At 58.4% G+C, this 17,355-nt stretch carries 14 protein-coding genes and 1 pseudogene; 8 read left to right on the top strand and 7 right to left on the bottom strand.

The annotated features are described in order from the left end of the window. Position 1 precedes the first annotated feature (1 nt). Positions 2-1,000, top strand: a complete 999-nt coding sequence (locus H5T67_07995) for a methyltransferase domain-containing protein (protein MBC7245262.1) — start codon at positions 2-4, stop codon at positions 998-1,000. Between the two features lie 86 nt (positions 1,001-1,086). On the opposite strand, the gene H5T67_08000 is transcribed toward H5T67_07995, so the two are convergent. The 4 genes from H5T67_08000 to H5T67_08015 are packed head-to-tail and all read right to left on the bottom strand — an operon-like array spanning position 1,087 to position 4,189. Continuing rightward, complete coding sequence (locus H5T67_08000; protein MBC7245263.1) at positions 1,087-2,001, bottom strand: metal ABC transporter permease; 915 nt, start codon at positions 1,999-2,001, stop codon at positions 1,087-1,089. Continuing rightward, complete coding sequence (locus H5T67_08005) at positions 1,962-2,735, bottom strand: metal ABC transporter ATP-binding protein (protein ID MBC7245264.1); 774 nt, start codon at positions 2,733-2,735, stop codon at positions 1,962-1,964. Before H5T67_08005 ends, H5T67_08000 begins: the two co-directional genes overlap by 40 nt. 52 nt (positions 2,736-2,787) lie before the next feature. Beyond that, on the bottom strand, positions 2,788-3,726 hold the full coding sequence (locus H5T67_08010) for a zinc ABC transporter substrate-binding protein (protein MBC7245265.1): 939 nt from the start codon (positions 3,724-3,726) through the stop codon (positions 2,788-2,790). Beyond that, entirely contained in the window at positions 3,719-4,189 is a 471-nt protein-coding gene (locus H5T67_08015; GenBank protein ID MBC7245266.1) for a transcriptional repressor, read from the bottom strand. The genes H5T67_08010 and H5T67_08015 overlap by 8 nt, the downstream gene beginning before the upstream one ends. Before the next feature lie 623 nt (positions 4,190-4,812). Here H5T67_08015 and H5T67_08020 point away from each other — a divergent pair. The 5 genes and pseudogenes from H5T67_08020 (at position 4,813) to H5T67_08040 (ending at position 11,239) form a co-directional block, all read left to right on the top strand. After that, complete coding sequence (locus H5T67_08020; GenBank protein ID MBC7245267.1) at positions 4,813-5,760, top strand: site-specific integrase; 948 nt, start codon at positions 4,813-4,815, stop codon at positions 5,758-5,760. A gap of 249 nt (positions 5,761-6,009) precedes the next feature. Continuing rightward, positions 6,010-7,825: pseudogene (locus H5T67_08025) on the top strand (ABC transporter ATP-binding protein). Continuing rightward, positions 7,809-9,620: an ABC transporter ATP-binding protein gene (locus tag H5T67_08030; GenBank protein MBC7245268.1), complete on the top strand. Its 1,812-nt coding sequence runs from the start codon at positions 7,809-7,811 to the stop codon at positions 9,618-9,620. The pseudogene H5T67_08025 and the gene H5T67_08030 overlap by 17 nt, the downstream one beginning before the upstream one ends. Positions 9,621-9,747: 127 nt before the next feature. Further along, entirely contained in the window at positions 9,748-10,563 is an 816-nt protein-coding gene (locus tag H5T67_08035) for a class I SAM-dependent methyltransferase (GenBank protein MBC7245269.1), read from the top strand. Then, entirely contained in the window at positions 10,556-11,239 is a 684-nt protein-coding gene (locus H5T67_08040) for a hypothetical protein (protein MBC7245270.1), read from the top strand. Before H5T67_08035 ends, H5T67_08040 begins: the two co-directional genes overlap by 8 nt. A 202-nt stretch (positions 11,240-11,441) precedes the next feature. Here H5T67_08040 and H5T67_08045 read toward each other — a convergent pair whose 3' ends face one another. The 3 genes from H5T67_08045 to H5T67_08055 form a co-directional block, all read right to left on the bottom strand. Beyond that, complete coding sequence (locus H5T67_08045) at positions 11,442-12,809, bottom strand: bifunctional folylpolyglutamate synthase/dihydrofolate synthase (GenBank protein ID MBC7245271.1); 1,368 nt, start codon at positions 12,807-12,809, stop codon at positions 11,442-11,444. Between the two features lie 364 nt (positions 12,810-13,173). Further along, positions 13,174-13,995 carry an orotidine 5'-phosphate decarboxylase gene (locus tag H5T67_08050; GenBank protein ID MBC7245272.1) on the bottom strand — a complete coding sequence of 274 codons (822 nt, stop codon included), beginning with the start codon at positions 13,993-13,995 and terminating at the stop codon, positions 13,174-13,176. A 6-nt stretch (positions 13,996-14,001) separates the two neighbouring features. After that, complete coding sequence (locus H5T67_08055) at positions 14,002-14,760, bottom strand: slipin family protein (protein ID MBC7245273.1); 759 nt, start codon at positions 14,758-14,760, stop codon at positions 14,002-14,004. 295 nt (positions 14,761-15,055) lie between these two features. On the opposite strand from H5T67_08055, the gene H5T67_08060 reads away from it, so the two are divergent. Continuing rightward, positions 15,056-15,679, top strand: coding sequence for a tetratricopeptide repeat protein (locus H5T67_08060; protein MBC7245274.1), 624 nt, complete (start codon positions 15,056-15,058; stop codon positions 15,677-15,679). An 85-nt stretch (positions 15,680-15,764) separates the two neighbouring features. Further along, positions 15,765-17,090 (top strand): hypothetical protein, encoded by a 1,326-nt coding sequence (locus H5T67_08065; GenBank protein MBC7245275.1) that lies wholly within the window; start codon positions 15,765-15,767, stop codon positions 17,088-17,090. Positions 17,091-17,355: the final 265 nt, after the last annotated feature.

Genomic DNA, 17,355 nt, shown 5'->3' on the forward strand with positions numbered 1-17,355 from the left:
TATGCATCCCTACCTCATCGAAATGCTGCAATGCCCAGCCTGTCACGGCAATCTGGAGTGGAGCATTGCCGAGCGCAGCAATGCCCGCATCGAAACCGCAGAAGCACGCTGTGCGGCATGTGCCGCCTCCTATCCCGTCCGCGAGGGAATTGGCGTATTCCTCACCCCCGATCTACCGCGCGATGACCTGTGGGAGCACTTGGACAGCCGTCTGACGCAATATCTGCGCGAACACCCCGAAGTCGAACGCCAATTGATGAATGTGGCGCTGGAGACTCTGTCCCCTGCTGACCAATTCTTCCGCGCCATGATCTTGGACGAACGCGGACAGTTCGCTCAGGCAAAGGCTGCCAGGGACGTAGCCCTTCCGGGAATCTATACTCCAGAATACCTCGCCTGCTCGGAGAGACAAATCAACTATATCATCGAACGCCTCGCTACCACTGATGGCCCTATCGTGGATCTAGCCTCGGGATTATGTCACTTGGTTGAAAAGTTGGCGCGCGGGCTCAACCGCCCCGTCGTCGCCACCGACTTTAGCCCCCGCGTGCTGCGCCGAGACCGCAAACGCTTCGAGTTCTTTGGACTGTACGACCACGTGAGTCTCCTGGCATTCGATGCCCGGCGCACACCGTTCAAGGACGGTGCGGTCGCGACTTTGACCACCTATCAGGGTTTGCCGAACATCAGAGAACCCGGCGATTTGCTCCGCGAACTGCGACGCATTGTCTCAGGCTCGTTCCTGGCCATCTCCATCTTCTTCCCCGAAGATGACGAGGACAACGCCGCACGGATTGCCGAATGGGGGCTTTCTGACCTGCTCTTCCGCCGTTCCCTGCTGGAGCGTTTCGCCCAAGCCGGCTGGGAGGTCGAAGTGGCCACTTCTTGCTTCGGGAAAGCGCGCCCGACCCCAACTGGCGTGGTATTGGAAGGAGCCACCATAGATGCCCTGCCGATGAAAGAGACGACGCTGGAATGGTGCACCCTGGTGGCAAAATAGCATACCCGGGCGGCAGTACTCACCACCAAGACACCAAGACACGAAGATATTATAAAAACTTGGTATCTTCGTGCCTTTGTGGTAAATTAACTTTCCTCTGCACATTCCGCCAGCAGTGACGTCTGCCTCCCTCTCCGCCACTGCCAGAGCGCACCGCGCTGTGGCGCCAGCAGGAACGCTGCCAAAAAGACGGCGGTCGCCACCAGCACCACTGCTGCGCCAGAGGCGACATTCCAGTAGAAACTAATGTACAAGCCCGTGACGCTCGAGAAGGCGCCAATCAACGCTGCCACCGCCATCATGGCCGGCAGGCGACGCGTGAGCAGATAAGCCGTTGCCCCCGGCGTCACGAGCATCGCTGCCACCAAACCCACGCCCACCGTCTGCAGTGAAACGACCACCGTCAGTGCCAGCAGGATCAGCATCAAATGGCGTAGCCACTCTACGGGCAAGCGCAGGGTCGTAGCCAGCACTGGATCGAACGAGATGACGAGAAACTCTTTGTACAACAGAGCAATGGCCGTCAGCACCAGCAGGCTCAGCGCCCCCGTCAGCCACAGGTCGCCCGTGCTCACGCCCAGCACATTGCCAAAGAGGATGTGTGTCAAATCCACGGCATAGGTGCGAATCGTGCTGATGAGCAGCACCCCCAGCGAAAGCGCCGCCGCAAAGAGGATGCCGATAGCCGTGTCCTCCTTGATCGTCCCTTGGCGGGAGAAGAAGCCAATGCCCAGGGCAACGACCACAGCTGCTGCCAGCGCCCCGATGAGCAAATTGCCCTTCAGCAGGTAGGCTACAGCAATGCCAGGCAGGATGGCGTGCGCCAGAGCATCGCCAATGAAAGCCATCGAACGCAGCACCACATAGCAGCCAATCACGGCGCACAATACCCCCACCATGATCGAAGCCATCAGTCCACGCTGCATGAACTCATACGCCAATGGCGCAGTCAGCCAGGTGATCACCTCCGCACCCTCCTTCCTGTATCTGGCGCGCAACATTGATCAACCACTACAGCCCCTTCGCCCAGGATGAACAACTGCCCGCCAAAAGCCTCTGCCAGTCGCTCCTGCGTGAACACCTCGTGTGCGGCTCCGCAAGCAATCACACGCCGGTTGAGCAACAACACCTGGTCGAAGTGCGCCGAGGCCAGGCTCAGGTCGTGTGTCGAAATCAACACCGTTACCTGCTGCGCCCGTAGCTCTTCCAGCAGCGCCATAATCGCTTCCTGCGTGGTCATGTCAATTGCGGTGAAGGGCTCGTCCATCAACAGGATGTGCGGCTCCTGCGCCAGCGCACGTGCCAGGAACACCCGCTGCTGCTGTCCTCCCGAAAGCTCTTGGATGGGACGACGCGCCAAATCAGCGATGCGCATGTGCTCCAGACAGCGCCAGACGACCTCCTGGTCCTCTTTGCTTGGGCGCTTCAGCCAACCCAACCGCCCATAGCGCCCCATCATCACCACGTCGCTCACGGTGAGTGGGAAGCGCCAGTCCACTTCCTCGCGTTGCGGGACATAAGCCACGCAATCGTGATGATGCCCCAGAGGGCGCCCATGGATCAAGATGCGACCCCCGTGCCAGGGCAATAGCCCCACCAACACCTTGAACAGCGTGGACTTGCCCGCGCCGTTGGGTCCCACCACCGCCACCCGTGCTCCATGCGCGACTTGAAAAGTTATATCGCACAGCACTGGCTGGCCGTTGTATGCCACGCTCACATGCTCCACTTCCAGCCGTGCCGGCTCAGTCTCTGCAAACAACCTCTCACCCTTCACTCCTCACTCCTCACTCCTCACCTTTCAACCCATCCACAATAACCCTCGTATTATGTCGCATCATCTCGATGTAACTGGAAGGTGAGCCACCTGCTGCTCCCAAAGAGTGGGTGTATAGATTGGTAACGATTTTGACCCCCGTCTCCCGTGCCAATTGCTGCGCCAATTGAGGATTGCTGCCCGTTTCCAGGAAGATCGCCGGCGCACCACTCGCCTTGATAGCATCCACCAGCCGTGCCAATTGCCGGGCAGAGGGTGAAGCGCCCGTGCTCACACTGGGTATAACCGTGCCCACGATGCGCAAGCCATAGCGATCCGCAAAGTAGCCAAAACTCTCGTGGTTGGTCACCAGTAGGCGCCGCTGCGGTGGAATCTGCGCTATTTGCTCGGCAATCCAGGCATCCAACTCCTTGAGCTGAGTAACGTACGCCGCGGCATTGGCTGCATACACCGCTGCCCCTTCAGGATCCACCTGGCTCAACCCATCGCGAATGTTCTCCACGTAGCGGATGACCAAGTTCGGGTCGAGCCAGAAATGGGGATCGTGCTCATGTCCATGAGCCTCGCCTTCCAGAACCTCGCCCTCGTGCGGCGTACGGCTGACCAACCCTGTTGACGCCTCGATGACGACACGCTCACCACCGACGCTGCGCAGCAGCCTTTCCAGAAATGCTTCCAAGCCGGCCCCGTTGATAATCAACACCTCGCTATCGGCAACTTTGGCCACATCTGCTGGCGTCGGTTCATAACTATGCGGATCCACACCAGCAGGCAATAGCGACGACACTCTCAAACGGTCGCCGGCCACGTTCTGGGCAACGTCCGCTAGAAATGGCAGCGTCGCCACCACATCCAAGGAAGTCGTCGTTCTTGGTACTGGAGCCGCGGGACGACAGGAGACGAGCAACAAGACCAGGATCAGCATCCCTATTTGTAGGGTATTACGCATTCTCACCGCTTTCCCCCTCCTCTAGTACCTCCGCCTTCTGCCGCTCTCTGCATTCCTCGCACAAGCCATAAAACTCAAGCAAATGCCCCTTGATTTGGAAGCCCAAGCGCTGTGCAAGCAGCGCTTCCAGATCACTGACAACGCATTCCTCAAATGGGATCACGTTGCCACAACTCACACAAAGCAGAAGGTGATGCCCGCGATGGTGCATCTCCACGCAGGCCACGCGCGAACGAGCCTCACCGGCATGGATCATGCACAGCAGCCCCAACTGCGCCAAAATCTCCAGCGTGCGGTAAACGGTCGCCCTGCTCAGCGCAGGGTAAATCGCCTGCCCGCGCGCCAGCACCTCTGCTGGACTGAGGAACTCCCCTTCGCTCTCCAGCACTTGCAATACCGCCCGGCGTGGCCTGGTAATGCGATAGCCCGCTTGCTGCAAGCGTTCCGCAACGTCAGCCAACATACCCCACCCTCCGCTAATTGAGACTTTGTCTCAATTATATCCATGTGACGCATTCTTGTCAAGGGATACAGCCCGAGGTGTTGAAAGTCGCTTTTGTCATGGGATGCCATCAACGAATAAGGCAACGAATAAACGAATGCGCCACGATCTAGCCGCCATCCTCTGCTCGGCGTGGGCAACAGCCCACGCACCACATCCCTAGATTGTGGTCCAGCCGAAGCAAAGAGAGATTCGTTCCAGCGCAGCCATCCGTTGATATGGCGAACTCCGCTCAGCGCGGGCAACAGCCCACGCACCACATCCCTGGACTGTGCTCCAGCCGAAGCAAAGAGAGATTCGTTCCAGCGCAGCCATCCGTTGATATGGCGAACTCCGCTCAGCGCGGGCAACAGCCCACGCGCCACATCCCTGGACTGTGCTCCAGCCGAAGCAAAAAGAGAAATTCGTTCCGGCGCAGCTATCCGCTGGTGGCGAACTCCGCTTGGCAATGAGAATCGAGACCATGGATATACGAATGACCTTTTCTCGTTGCAACCGTCCGTTCGCATATTCCCAATATTTGACAAGTCTAAAGTCCCTGCTATAATTATGTCATAAACTAGTCCTATACGAAGGAGACTGCCATGATGTCTCAACAACCGCTGCTCTCATCTACCGAAGAGGCGCCACTGAGCGCAAAAGAGACTGCAAAACTGACTGCCAACTCTTCCCTGCACAAAGCTCTTGAAGCCTTCCACGCCCACATGGTCAGCCAAGACCTGAGCATCCACACGATCAAAGCCTTCGACAGCGATTTGCGCCTTCTCTCTCGCTACCTGGGCCAAAGGGCGGTCATCGGCCACATCAGCACCAAACAACTGGAGGACTTTCTCCACTACTTGCGCCACGAACGCGGCGTGCCCTGCAAGATGAAATCGCTGGCGCGTCGTTTGACTACACTCAAAGTCTTTTTCTCCTGGCTGGCGGAGGAAGGCATCATCCCATCTAACCCCGCTGCCCCGCTTGTCCACCAGCGCGTCAGCACTCCCCTACCCCGTGTGCTATCCGAAAAAGAAATCGCTCAGCTCCTCACCGCTACCGAGAAGTGGCGCCGCAATGCGCAAAAACCCGATGCGCGCCCCCATCTTCTGTGCATCCTGCTGCTGAGCACGGGCATCAAAAAGTCCGAGTGCATGAACATCGCTCCTACCGACATTGACATCTCCGATCCCAATATGCCCACCGTCTTCATCCGCTACGAAAGCATCCGCCAGCGCTACAAGGAGCGCAAACTGCGCCTGCCACCTCAGTTTCCCGCTGTCCTGAGAGAGTACATTTCCCAGTACAAGCCCCAGACCAAACTCTTCGAGTGCACGGCACGCAACCTGGAATACGTATTGGACGAGTGCACCAAACGGGCTGGGTTGCCATCGCGGAGCGTCTCCTTCGAGATCCTGCGCTGGACCTGCGCCGTGCGCGACCTCAAAGCGGGCATGGATGAGGACCTCCTGCGCCGCAAATTGGGCCTATCCCGCATCACCTGGGCGGATGCACTGGACAAACTCAAGAGGCTTACTGCTGCGCCGCTCTAGACACGGGAAGAAAGCGCCACATCGCCATTGCAAGCCGCCCCAGGCGGCAGGGTTTGCTCCAGGCGGACAACAGTCCGCCGTCTTTGATATGATAAAAACTTGGTGTCTTGGTGCCTTTGTAGTAAAAACTATTCCCCTCCGCCTGGCTTTGCGGCAAAATTGGAAAAAACCCATTTCTGTGCTAAAATGGTCCATTGTCCTTGTTCGGTTGAAACACGAACAGCGCAAACAACCATCTCTAGGACTTGTATGACGCGCTCATCTGCGACGAAAAATGCATACGATTTGAAGGACATGGTCACTTCCAACCGCTTAGAGGGCCTGTGGCGGCTGATGACTGGCTTTCGTTTGCCCTACCTGGCCGCCACGGTCAGCCTGGCTATTGCCGCTACTTCCAGGGCAGGAGAGCATTTCTTGCTGCGCTACTTCGTGGATCAGGTGCTGACGCAGGACCTGAGCTACTTGTGGCTGGTCGTGCTAGCATTTGTCGGGCTGGCGGCGTTAGAAGGCGGGTTCACTTTTCTCAGCGGCCGGCTGGCTGCCTACACCGCCGAGGGCATCACATTGCGCCTGCGCAACTACCTTTTCGACCACATCCAACGCTTGTCATTCACTTATCACGACCACACCTCCACCGGCGAACTGATTGAGCGTTGCACCTCCGATGTGGATGCGGTGCGCCGTTTCTTTGCCGACCAGGCTATCGGCGTGGGGCGCATCCTCTCCCTGTTCCTCATCAGCCTTGCGGCACTGTTGCGCCTGAACGTACGGTTGGCGCTGCTCTCCGTGGTCGCCGTGCCCATCCTGGTTGCCATGTCCGTCTTCTTCTTCAGGAGGGTCTCCAAAGCCTATGAAGCGATGCAGCAACAGGAAGCGGTCGTCTCCACCACTTTGCAGGAGAACCTGACCGGCGTGCGCGTAGTCAGGGCCTTTGCCCGCCAGGACTTTGAACGGCAAAAGTTCCAGCAGGATAGTTGGGAAAAGTTCCGTCGCGCGCGGTGTTTCATGACCATGCATGCGCTGTACTGGCCCATCTCCGACACAATCTGTGGCGCACAGACCCTGTTCGGCGTGGCCGTAGGCGCCTGGATGGCAATGCATGGCACCATCACTGTGGGCACCTATTTGGCTTACACTGGCTTGCTCATCTGGGTCGTCTGGCCCATACGCAACCTGGGGCGGCTCATCGTGCAGATGTCCAGCGGGCTGGTTTCTTACGAACGCGTCGCTGAGATCATCGCGCAGAAGCGCGAGCCGCTGACGGAAGGCAGATACCAGCCGCGAGGCAATGTGCGCGGTGAAATCATCTTCGATCGCGTCAGCTTCGAGTACTCTTCAGGTTATCGCGCATTGGACAATATCTCCTTCCGCTGCGTACCAGGGCAGGTAACTGCCCTGCTGGGTTCGACCGGCTCGGGCAGGACGACGCTGGTGAACCTATTGCCCCGTTTCTACGATTACACCAATGGCAGCCTGACCCTGGACGGCGTGGAGTTGAAGGACTACCCACGCCACTACCTGCGTCGGCAGATCGGCATCGTGGAGCAGGAGCCATTCCTCTTCTCGCGCACCATCCGCGAGAACTTGACCCACGGCGTCCAGCGCAAGGTCACGCAGGACGAAATAGAGGCGGCCGCGCGCCGCGGCCATTCACGATGAAATCATGCAGTTCCCAAAAGGCTATGACACGCTCGTTGGCGAGCGCGGGGTGATGCTATCTGGCGGGCAGAAACAACGCGTCGCCATTGCCCGCACGCTTTTGAAGGATCCGCGCATCCTCATCCTCGACGACGCCACCTCATCGGTGGACGTGGAGACTGAGCACCTCATTCGCCAGGCTTTGGAGCGCCTCATGCATGGCCGCACTACCTTTATCATCGCCCACCGCATCCAAAGCGTGATGAACGCCGACCTAATTCTGGTCTTTGACCAGGGTCGCATCGTGCAGATGGGTACACACGAGGAACTGCTGCAGCAAGAGGGCATCTACCGGCGCATCTATGAGCTGCAGACGCGGGTGGATGTCGAGCTAGAGAAAGAGATAGCCAGTGTCGGAATACTTTGACGAAGAGGAAGAAAAGCAAACAGAGGTCAGCCTGCAGACGCTGTGCCGCATCCTGGCTCAGACCAAGCCGCACTGGAAGTGGGTGGTTGGGTTCATGGTTTCGGTCGCCGTTGTCTCGGTGCTGGATTCGGTCTTTGCCTACCTGCGCAAGCAGATTGTTGACCAGGGCATTTTGGGCGGCAATCAGACCGTTTTTGTCCAGACATTGTTGATCTATGGCGCGACGATCCTGGCGCAAGCGCTCGGCGTATTCGCTTTCATTTATTTAGTAGGCATCTTGGGACAGCGCATCGAGTATGACCTGCGTCAGGCGATGTTCGACCACCTGCAGGAACTGTCCTTCGACTACTTCAACCGCCGGCCAGTGGGCTGGATCATGGCACGCGTGACCTCGGATTCGGAACGTGTGGCGCATCTGGTCACCTGGGGGTTGTTGGACGTGACCTGGGGACTGCTGAATATTGCCACATCCGCTGTTTTCATGTACATTATCAACTGGCGGTTGGCGCTGATTGTCCTGACCATGCTGCCTATCTTGCTGGTGGTGGCGGCGCAGTTCCAGAAGAGGATCCTCCGCGAATACCGCCGCGTGCGGCGCTTCAATTCCAAGATCACCGCCGCTTACAACGAAAATATCACCGGTGTGCGCGTGGTCAAGGCGCTTTGCCGCGAAGAGGAGAATTTGCGCGAGTTCGGCGCGCTTTCTTCGGACATGTACCGTTCTTCTTACCGTGCGGCTTGGCTTTCTGCACTGTTCCTGCCCACCGTGCAGATCATCAGCGCCTTGGGCGCGGCCAGCGTCATCGGGTACGGCGGTTGGCAAATACGCTGGGGCGGGATCACCATCGGCGGCATCCAGGCCTTTCTCTCTTACATTGGCTTTATGATGTGGCCCATCCAGGACCTGGCGCGTGTTTATGCCGAGCTGCAGCATGCCCTGGCCTCCGGCGAGCGCATCTTTGCCCTGCTGGATACGGCGCCCACCGTAGCGGACCGACCCGGCGCGGTGGAAGTGGACACCATCCGCGGCGACATTTCCTTCGAGCACGTCTATTTCGACTACGATCCAGAAACGCCCGTGCTGGAGGATTTCAATCTTTATGTCAAACAAGGCGAGACCATCGCCCTGGTGGGGCCTACCGGCGGTGGTAAGACCACCATCGTCAACCTCCTGTGCCGCTTCTACGAGCCATGTCAGGGGGTAATCCGCATCGCGGGGCGCGACTATCGGGAGTTATCATTACACTCTATCCAATCGCGCATTGGCGTGGTGCTGCAAACGCCACACCTGTTCTCCGGCACCATTCGTGAAAACATCCGCTACGGCCGCCTAGGAGCTACAGATGAGGAAGTGGAAGAGGCGGCGCTTATCGCAGGTGCACACGACTTTATCGTGAAGCTGGAGAAGGGCTACGATACAGAGGTGGGCGAAGGCGGGCAACTGCTCTCGGTGGGGCAGAAGCAACTCATCAGCCTGGCGCGGGCGGTACTGGCGCAGCCAGACATCTTTGTCATGGATGAGGCGACCAGTTCCGTGGACACGCTAACTGAAGCCTCTATCCAGAAAGGCATGGAGGCGTTGATGAAGGGCCGCACCAGCTTTATCATTGCCCATCGCCTTTCTACCATCAAGCGCGCCAACCGCATCCTGTTCATTGACCACGGGCGCATCGTCGAGATGGGCAGCCATGCCGAGCTCCTGCGTGCTAAGGGGCGCTACTACCAACTCCATGTGCAGCAATTCCAACGCGAGCTGGAGCAAGAGGTGCTGGGTCTGGAAGTCGCCGCCAACTGAGAATACGGGGGCGAATACGAGATTCGCCCCTACGCGGCGTATTGCTCCGCGCGGACAACAGTCCGCACTCTGCTGAAATGGGTCAAGGTTGAGTTGCACTTTTGCTGTTTGCTGCTATAATCAGTGCATGGCTATTTATGACCAGTATGCACGGGTATACGACGAGTCCGGGCAAATTGCCTTCAGCTTGAAGATGATCCCCTACTTGGATGAGCTATTGCAGCGCCATCCTGTGCCGGCACGTTCTATGCTCGATCTGGCCTGTGGCACGGGCACAGTGGCGGTGGCTTTTGCCCAGCAAGGGTGGGAGGTCTATGGCGTGGATGCCTCCGCGGGTATGCTGGAGCAAGCCAGGCGCAAAGCAGCGCAGATAGGGCAGTCAGTGACATTCAGTCAGCAAGATATGCGCCAATTCGTCCTGCCGCACGCGGTGGGGCTGGTCTCTTGCCTTTACGACAGCCTCAACTACATGCTCACCCTTGCTGACCTGCAGCTCGTCTTCCAGCGCGTAGCAGCGGCTCTGCTGCCGAATGGCGTGTTCATGGGCGACATGAACACCCGGGAGATGCTGGAGCATGTGTGGGATAACAACACCTTCTTTGTCGAGGGCAAGAACCTGGCCATCGTCATGGTCAGCAGCTACGACCCAGAAATGGGGCTATCCACCGTAGATGTGGTGGGCTTTGTGCGGCAGGAAAACGGGCTGTACGAGCGCTTCGAGGAACGACACATGGAAAGGGCTTACGAGAACATGCAAGTCCGGGCGGCATTGGAAAGGGCCGGCTTGCGCGTAGAAGCTGCCTACGAATGCTTCAGCTTCGACCCGCCGGATGAGGAGACCAGGCGCATCCTGTGGGTAGCAAGGGCGCACACGAATCGGGACACGGAATACGAAGCATGTAACACGCAATCCCTTCACTCCCTCCTGATCAACCATGTATAATCGCTTTCTAGGCCTCATCTACGCCATTGCCTATGCCTTGCAGCGCAGCAAGGTGGGTTTCTTGTGCCTGCGCATCGGGGCGATCTTGCTGTGCTTGTTCGCGGCTGCTTCAGTCGCCTGGCGCGGCTGGGAGCGCGGATTTGCCTGGAGCGATGCCGGCCTGATTGTGCTGTGCTTTCTCCTGGCTTTCCTGCTTTTCTGGGCGGATAGAAGGCGGTACGTAGTTTTCCGGGTGCGCCCTGTCGCTTGGACAGATGCCACACCAGACCTTGCCGCCGAAGAAAAGCTCTTTCTGCATGGCAGCGGCGTCTTTGAGGTGAGCAATATGAGCCGCTACCTGGTGGAGGTGCCGGTAGTATTCTGGACGACGCAACTGGCGGAGCATATCCTGGCAGCCAAGGTGCGCGCTTTCAATATCCTTGGCGTGGGCGTGCCCACTGATGAGCGCGGCTGGTGGTACATCTTTCTAGAACCGCGCCACGTCGTCGAAATCCAGGTTGGTGAGCTGTGCTTTGGCTTGCGCTGTCGGCCTGCGGTGCGCCTGCTCTACGAGACGAAGAAGGGTCGCCAGCCTATCCATCTGAGCTGCGAGAGCGCGGCACAATTGGCCTGCCTAGTGAAGGAACTGCGCGCCAAGGCGCAGGCAGCAAGCGGGGTAGGTGGGGAAGGTCGTTGATTTTTGCACCACAGAGCGTGCTGAGAACGGTGTCATCCTGAGCCTTGCCTCGAGCAGAGCGAAGGGGCAGCGAAGGATCTCCATCACCCCCCTCGCCCTCTGGGAGAGGGGTTGGGGGTGAGGGCCAGCCCAGCCCCTTGCGCGGACTGTGCGGAGCAAACCTTGCCGCCTGCAGTGGCTCACAATGACGGAGGGAGGCGGTTTAGACTTTGGGGTCTAGCGGTGGCAGCGGCATATTGTGCAGACGCAGCCAGGCCTCGCGGGCTTCGCCCGCTGTGCTGAAGGAGCCTGCCGCTACCACCAACCCGTCCGTGTCTGCCTGTCCCAATGCCACACGCGTGGCTTCACCTACATCAGCGATCACTTGGGTGGGAATGCCATAGCGGACTGCTTCCGTCTCTAATTGCTCTGGGTCTGCTGCGCGTGGATGGTGCGAACGAGTGAAGGTCGCACCGCGGGCATGCGGCAGCAACTGGTGCAGGATAGCTGGGATGTCTTTGTCACTGAGGATGGCGAGGACAAACCATGGCTTTCGGTTCGGGAAGTATTGCTGCAGAGTTTCGGCAAGGCAACGCGCCGAATCCACATTGTGCGCTCCGTCCACGATAAAGTAGGGGGAGCGCCCCATGATTTCGAAACGTGCTGGCCAGACCACATCGCGCAGCCCTTGACGCAACGCCGTATTGCTGACCTGCCACCCTAAGGAACGCAGCACTTCGACGGTCTGCAGGACGACAGTGGCGTTGCGCAGTTGGTGCTTGCCCAGGAGCGGAATATAAAGCTCCTTGTAAAGCCCATTGTTGGGGAGAGGGTTCTGCCCACGATGTGTGGCGGTGAATTCCTGCCCCTCCAAACTGTATTCGGTGTTGCGCCATTGCCAGTCCTTGCCGACGGCATGGAGCGGGGCATGTTTCTCGCTGGCGACGCGCTCGATCACCGCCATCGCTGCCGGCTCCTGCGGCGCAGATACGACGGGCACACCCTCTTTGATGATACCCGCCTTCTCGGTAGCGATCTTGCGCAGCGTCTTGCCAAGGATGTGCATATGGTCATGGCCAATCGTGCTGATAATGGAAACGAGCGGCAGGATGACATTGGTAGCATCCAGCCTCCCACCCAGGCCCACCTCTACGACGGCAATGTCCACCCCGACTTGCGCGAAGTAGGCAAAAGCAAGCGCCGTGGCGACCTCGAAGGTAGTCAACTCCTTATCCCGCTCCGCGATAGGGCGAATTTGACCCACAAGGGCCGCAAAGTCGGCCTCGGGGATATAGTCGTTGTTCACCTGGATGCGTTCACGGAAAGAGTGCAAGTGCGGCGAGATGTACAGTCCGGTGCGGTAGCCGGCCATCTTGAGAATGGAGGCAAGCATAGCGCAAGTGGAGCCTTTGCCTTTGGTGCCGGCAATGTGCACGCTCTGGAACTTGTGGTGCGGATTGTCCAGCGCCTCGAGCAGGCGCTCGACACGTCGCAAGTCAAAGAACTGCGGCGCGTAGGCATAGGTTGACTTGATCTCATAGTTGGTGAGGCTGTATAAATAGCTCAGCGCTTCTGGATAAGAGATGGGCACGCATTGTTCTCCTTGCATGAGATGGCCAATTTTAGCGCCAAGGGCTAGAGATGGCAAATGGGAAACGAATCATTATGGCTATGCTTGTAGTGAGCGCTTCAGCGCTCGGACTGCCTCTCCCCCTGGGAGATGGCCATCAGCGAATAGGGGAACGAATAGGCAGAGATTCGTTCATTCGTTTTGGCGCAGCCATTCGTTGATGGCATTCCTGTCCCAGGCGGACAACAGTCCGCCTGCATTCTTGGCGTGGACTATTGTCCACGCCAAGCAGATGCCAGGGATTGAAACCCCTGGCTAAAAGCGAAAAACTCCTTTCAGGGGCTTCTCACTTCAGCCGGGGAATTCATTCCCCGGCTATGTCCTCTTATTCGATAGTCTCCAGGAACTCGCGCGCCAGCCCGCCCACGTCCGCATCAGCGCGGATGCCTTCCCAGGGCTTGCCTGGCGAGACGATATTGACCACCACGATGTTGGCGCCGTTGAAGATGGCGCTGCGCGCCTCGCGCAAATCCACACCGCCCGCAGCAGAGATGAGCACGTCGAATTTGCTGCGCAGACGGTTGACATGCCGGTACTGGATTACCTTGCCACGTGTGCCCTCCTCATCCCGACCACGGTGCAGGACAACAACCCTGGGCGGCTTTCTCAACTGCGTTACCACGCGCAGCGGGTCGCTCACGCCCAGCATATCAATCATGGACTCCATGCCCAGCCGCTCACAGGCAGCGATGAAGCGGTCCAACGTCTCGATCGGCGAGCTGCCCAGCACCGTGGCGGCAGTGGCGCCCGCGGCATAGACCATCTCTGCCTCCTCGGCACCACCGTCTGACGCTTTCAAATCAGCCACGATATGTCCTGGCCAGTAGCTACGGATCGCCTGGATCCCTTTCAAGCCCTCGCGTTTGATATATGGCGTGCCTGCCTCGATCAGGACGCGCTCGCTCATTGGGATAGCCGGAAGAAGGCGACGCGCTTGTGCCCAATCCTCGTTGAACGCCAGTTGCAGGTAGCGAAAGTCGCTGCTGAGCCTGCTTCGGCTGGGCAGCGCCATGAACTGTTCTGCCACTTCTTTCGCCTCTGGCCATCCTTCGCCAAGAAGGGTTTCCAATCGGGGGTCCACACGGCCCTGGGCGCGCTGTTGTTCCAGGGCAGCTTCCAGTTGCTTGCGGATGATACGGCGCAGCATGGCCCTTTACCCCTTCTGCACGAGCTTGGCGACGGTCTCCTCCAAGTTGCTGGGCATGAAGATGATGATTTTCTCCGACGGGTCGGCAGCGATGTCGCGGATGGTCTGCAAGGTGCGCAGGTGTAGGGCACCGGGGCTCTTGGCGAGCATCTCAGCCGCTTTCATCAGGTTCTCGGCAGCGGACAGCTCGCCTTGCGAAGCAATGATCACCGCGCGGCGCTCGCGCTCCGCCTCGGCCTGCTTCGCCATGGCGCGTTTCATCTCGGCAGGCAGCTCGATCTCCTGGATCTTGATGGATTCGATGTCAATGCCCCACCCAGAAGTCTCGGCGTCCACGATCTTGCGGATGCTCTCGGCAATCTTCTCGCGCTCGCTCAGGACAAAGTCCAACTCGCTGTTGCCCACGACATCGCGCAGGGCAGTCTGCGTGTACTGGCGCACAGCATAGCCGTAATCCTCGATCTTGATGATGGCATCTTCCGGCCTCTCCACGCGGAAATAGACCACCGTGTTGGCGAGGATGGTGATGTTATCGCGAGTGATGACCTCCTGCTTGGGGATGTCCGCGGTCTTGATGCGCATGTCCACTACGCGCATGTTCTGGAAGATGGGCGCAATCCAGGTCAAACCGGGATTGCGGGTACCACTGTACTTGCCAAGAGTAAAGACCACCCCACGTTGGTACTGGTACAACATGCGGATGCCCGAGAGCAGGTAAAAGAACACAAACAGCACCACAGCCAAAAACAGCATGACCCAAAACATGGAACACCTCCTTTATGCATTCTTCGCTACAGCCTGGACGAAGCGATGCCTGGCATGTCGCGATCTTTCATTTTCATTGTACTCGAAAAGGCGCAAATTTTCCTGACAGCCACCCGACAAGCAACTGAAACTGCGCCAATATAGCACAAGACGCTGTGCTAGTCAATTAACCCTGACCGTTTGGACTGCTGAAGCATAGTTTCACAGATAGATCTCTTTGCCCTTTGCAGTGGTTGAGACGGAGGCGAATAGCAAGACCTGTCCCTACTCTCGGCGTTTGCAGCGCTGACACATTTTGACACTTGATCGCTTTGCTCTTATACTATTGTCAAGCACAAGCCAGCATGCGCAAGACAATGCGCTAGCGTCCTCGCATGGCAGGGGAGTTGGGGAGCATGAGCGATATTTTCTGAAATGGATCCAAGAGCACCGAGATGCCCTGAACTTGCTCCTTGGCCCGGGCATCCTTGTCGTGGTGGTGGGCTCGATCATCGCTTCCTTTCGTTGGCTTTGGAGGCGATGGCGTGCGCATCAGATACGCGAAGAAATCTTCCCCTTCGACGAGATTCCCCCGAACAGCGACGTAGCCCGTGTCATCCTGCCTGGCGACGAATACGGCCCCTTATCAGACCGCCTTATTCCCTATAGCGAGGGATATTTCCAGCAGGCCCTGGCACAGTGGGACAAAGCCTGGCAGGAGCATTTGCAGTCTGTAGCGGGCTTGCTCGAAAACAAAGCCATCGCTCTGCTCTGCTTGGGGCAAAAACAGGAGGCTCTCTCCACTCTCACGCAAGCCTTGCGCCAGTGGCTGCCGGCAGATGTGATTGATTTCGCGTTATACGACTTGCTGCGCACCGCGCCCCATCCGCCTGACGGCGTTGAGGAAATGATTGCCATGTTGAAAAAAGGCCCGTCGTAGCAACGATAGTAGTAACGGGCATAAAGCAGAGCGGGAAAATCACGCCGGTCTGCATTTTCGGTGACAAATCGAGGAGTGGAAAGCAATGAGAAACTGGCTATTGAAGCTAGGCAAGGTGCTCTTGAGCGTCTTGGTCCTCTGGCTGCTGCTGGAGGCAGTCGTGCGAATCTACGTTGAGGCGCCCCTCGCCAGTGATTTCTATGGCTCCATCCCACGCACGGAGGTGGCAGAAGAGCAAGCACACTACGGCGTGCAGGTCAACACTGGCCCTGGATGGGTGCACCTGGGCTGGATCGCCAACCCTGAAGCGGAGACCTACCGCATCGAGCGGCGGGCTGCCGCGGGCTGGCAGACAGTCGGGCAGGCGCAGTTCGGTTCCTTCCTATGGCGTGGGGAGGGCGGCTCCTTCCGTGTCTGGCGTGTGCCCAAGCGGGGCGGAGAAGCCACGCTGCTCGACGAGGCGCAGGCGTGGCCAACACAGGACAGTCCCCCATTGTTCGTGCCGCGCATCGCCGGGGAATGGCAATCGCTCTTCAAGCCCGCGCAGTATGGATATTACATCAATGACCACACGGTGTTCCAGGACGCGCAGGGCAACTGGCGGTTGGTGGGCATCACCTCCCTCACCGATGGCGACTATAACCAGGAAAAGTACTTTGCCGTCGCGGTGAGCAAGGATTTCCCGCCCTTGGACGGCATGCAGGAGCAGACCCCCATTGCCGATTTTGGCGAACTGGCGTGGGCGCCGCACGTCCTCTATGCCCAGGGCAAGTATCACATGTTCTGGTCGCCGCACAAGCTGCACCAGATGACCTCTCTCGATGGCATCGGGTGGGAGGATCACCGCATCACCATGTCCACGCCATACCACAAATTCTTCCGCGATGCCATGGTGTTACAGGTAGCCGAGAACCAATGGCTGCTCTACACCACGGCACGCGGGGCTTACTACTCCCAGATCGATCTCTATCAATCCTTCGACTTGGAGCACTGGCAGTACATCCGCACCGCCCTGGGGAGTAGCTGGGGCAGCGAACGCAATTCCGCCTTCGCCTCCATGGAATCGCCCTTTGTCCTGCAGTACGATGGGCACTACTACCTCTCACTCACCTACAACAACGACTCCTTCTTCTGGCCCGCCATCCTCATGCTGTTCAGAATCTGGCCCGATAAAGCCAGCTACAACGAGACGCTGGTCTTTCACTCTGACAACCCATACGATTTCGGCGTTTACCGCGGCAAAGGCCGCTCCCCCACCTTGCTCACCCAACTGGAAGCACATGCCCCGGAGTGGATCTACCATGCTCAGCGCGATCAGTGGTACATCACCACAGCCGGCTGGCCCTGGGTTGCCACCCTCACCTCCGGCGAGGTCGCCATTGCCCCCATCGCATGGCAGCCGCAGCCGTAAACGGCCTTCAGCGCCGCGGGCGATTTCACCCTATTCGTTGATGGCCATCATCACATTGCTCCAGGCGGACAACAGTCCGCGCCAGGGATTGAAATCCCTGGCTAAAAATGACAAGCCCCTGAAGGGGCTTCTCACATTCAGCCGGGGAATTCATTCCCCGGCCACGCTAGCGCGCTGAAGCGCGCACTACGAACCCAACAGGAAAGGTGGTTAGAAAAGCCTCCCTGCACTACACGCTACCTCCTCTCCTGTAGCAGGAGAGGGG

Source organism: Chloroflexota bacterium (genome assembly GCA_014360905.1).
Lineage (GTDB): Bacteria > Chloroflexota > Anaerolineae > UBA2200 > UBA2200 > JACIWX01.

Coding starts and splice junctions, on each gene's coding strand:
- H5T67_08040 (MBC7245270.1), top strand. CDS start 10,556: ATGTATAATCGCTTTCTAGGCCTCATCTACGCCATTGCCTATGCCTTG.
- H5T67_08065 (MBC7245275.1), top strand. CDS start 15,765: ATGAGAAACTGGCTATTGAAGCTAGGCAAGGTGCTCTTGAGCGTCTTG.
- H5T67_08020 (MBC7245267.1), top strand. CDS start 4,813: ATGATGTCTCAACAACCGCTGCTCTCATCTACCGAAGAGGCGCCACTG.
- H5T67_08050 (MBC7245272.1), bottom strand. CDS start 13,995: ATGCTGCGCCGTATCATCCGCAAGCAACTGGAAGCTGCCCTGGAACAA.
- H5T67_07995 (MBC7245262.1), top strand. CDS start 2: ATGCATCCCTACCTCATCGAAATGCTGCAATGCCCAGCCTGTCACGGC.
- H5T67_08015 (MBC7245266.1), bottom strand. CDS start 4,189: ATGTTGGCTGACGTTGCGGAACGCTTGCAGCAAGCGGGCTATCGCATT.
- H5T67_08035 (MBC7245269.1), top strand. CDS start 9,748: ATGGCTATTTATGACCAGTATGCACGGGTATACGACGAGTCCGGGCAA.
- H5T67_08010 (MBC7245265.1), bottom strand. CDS start 3,726: ATGCGTAATACCCTACAAATAGGGATGCTGATCCTGGTCTTGTTGCTC.
- H5T67_08055 (MBC7245273.1), bottom strand. CDS start 14,760: ATGTTTTGGGTCATGCTGTTTTTGGCTGTGGTGCTGTTTGTGTTCTTT.
- H5T67_08000 (MBC7245263.1), bottom strand. CDS start 2,001: ATGTTGCGCGCCAGATACAGGAAGGAGGGTGCGGAGGTGATCACCTGG.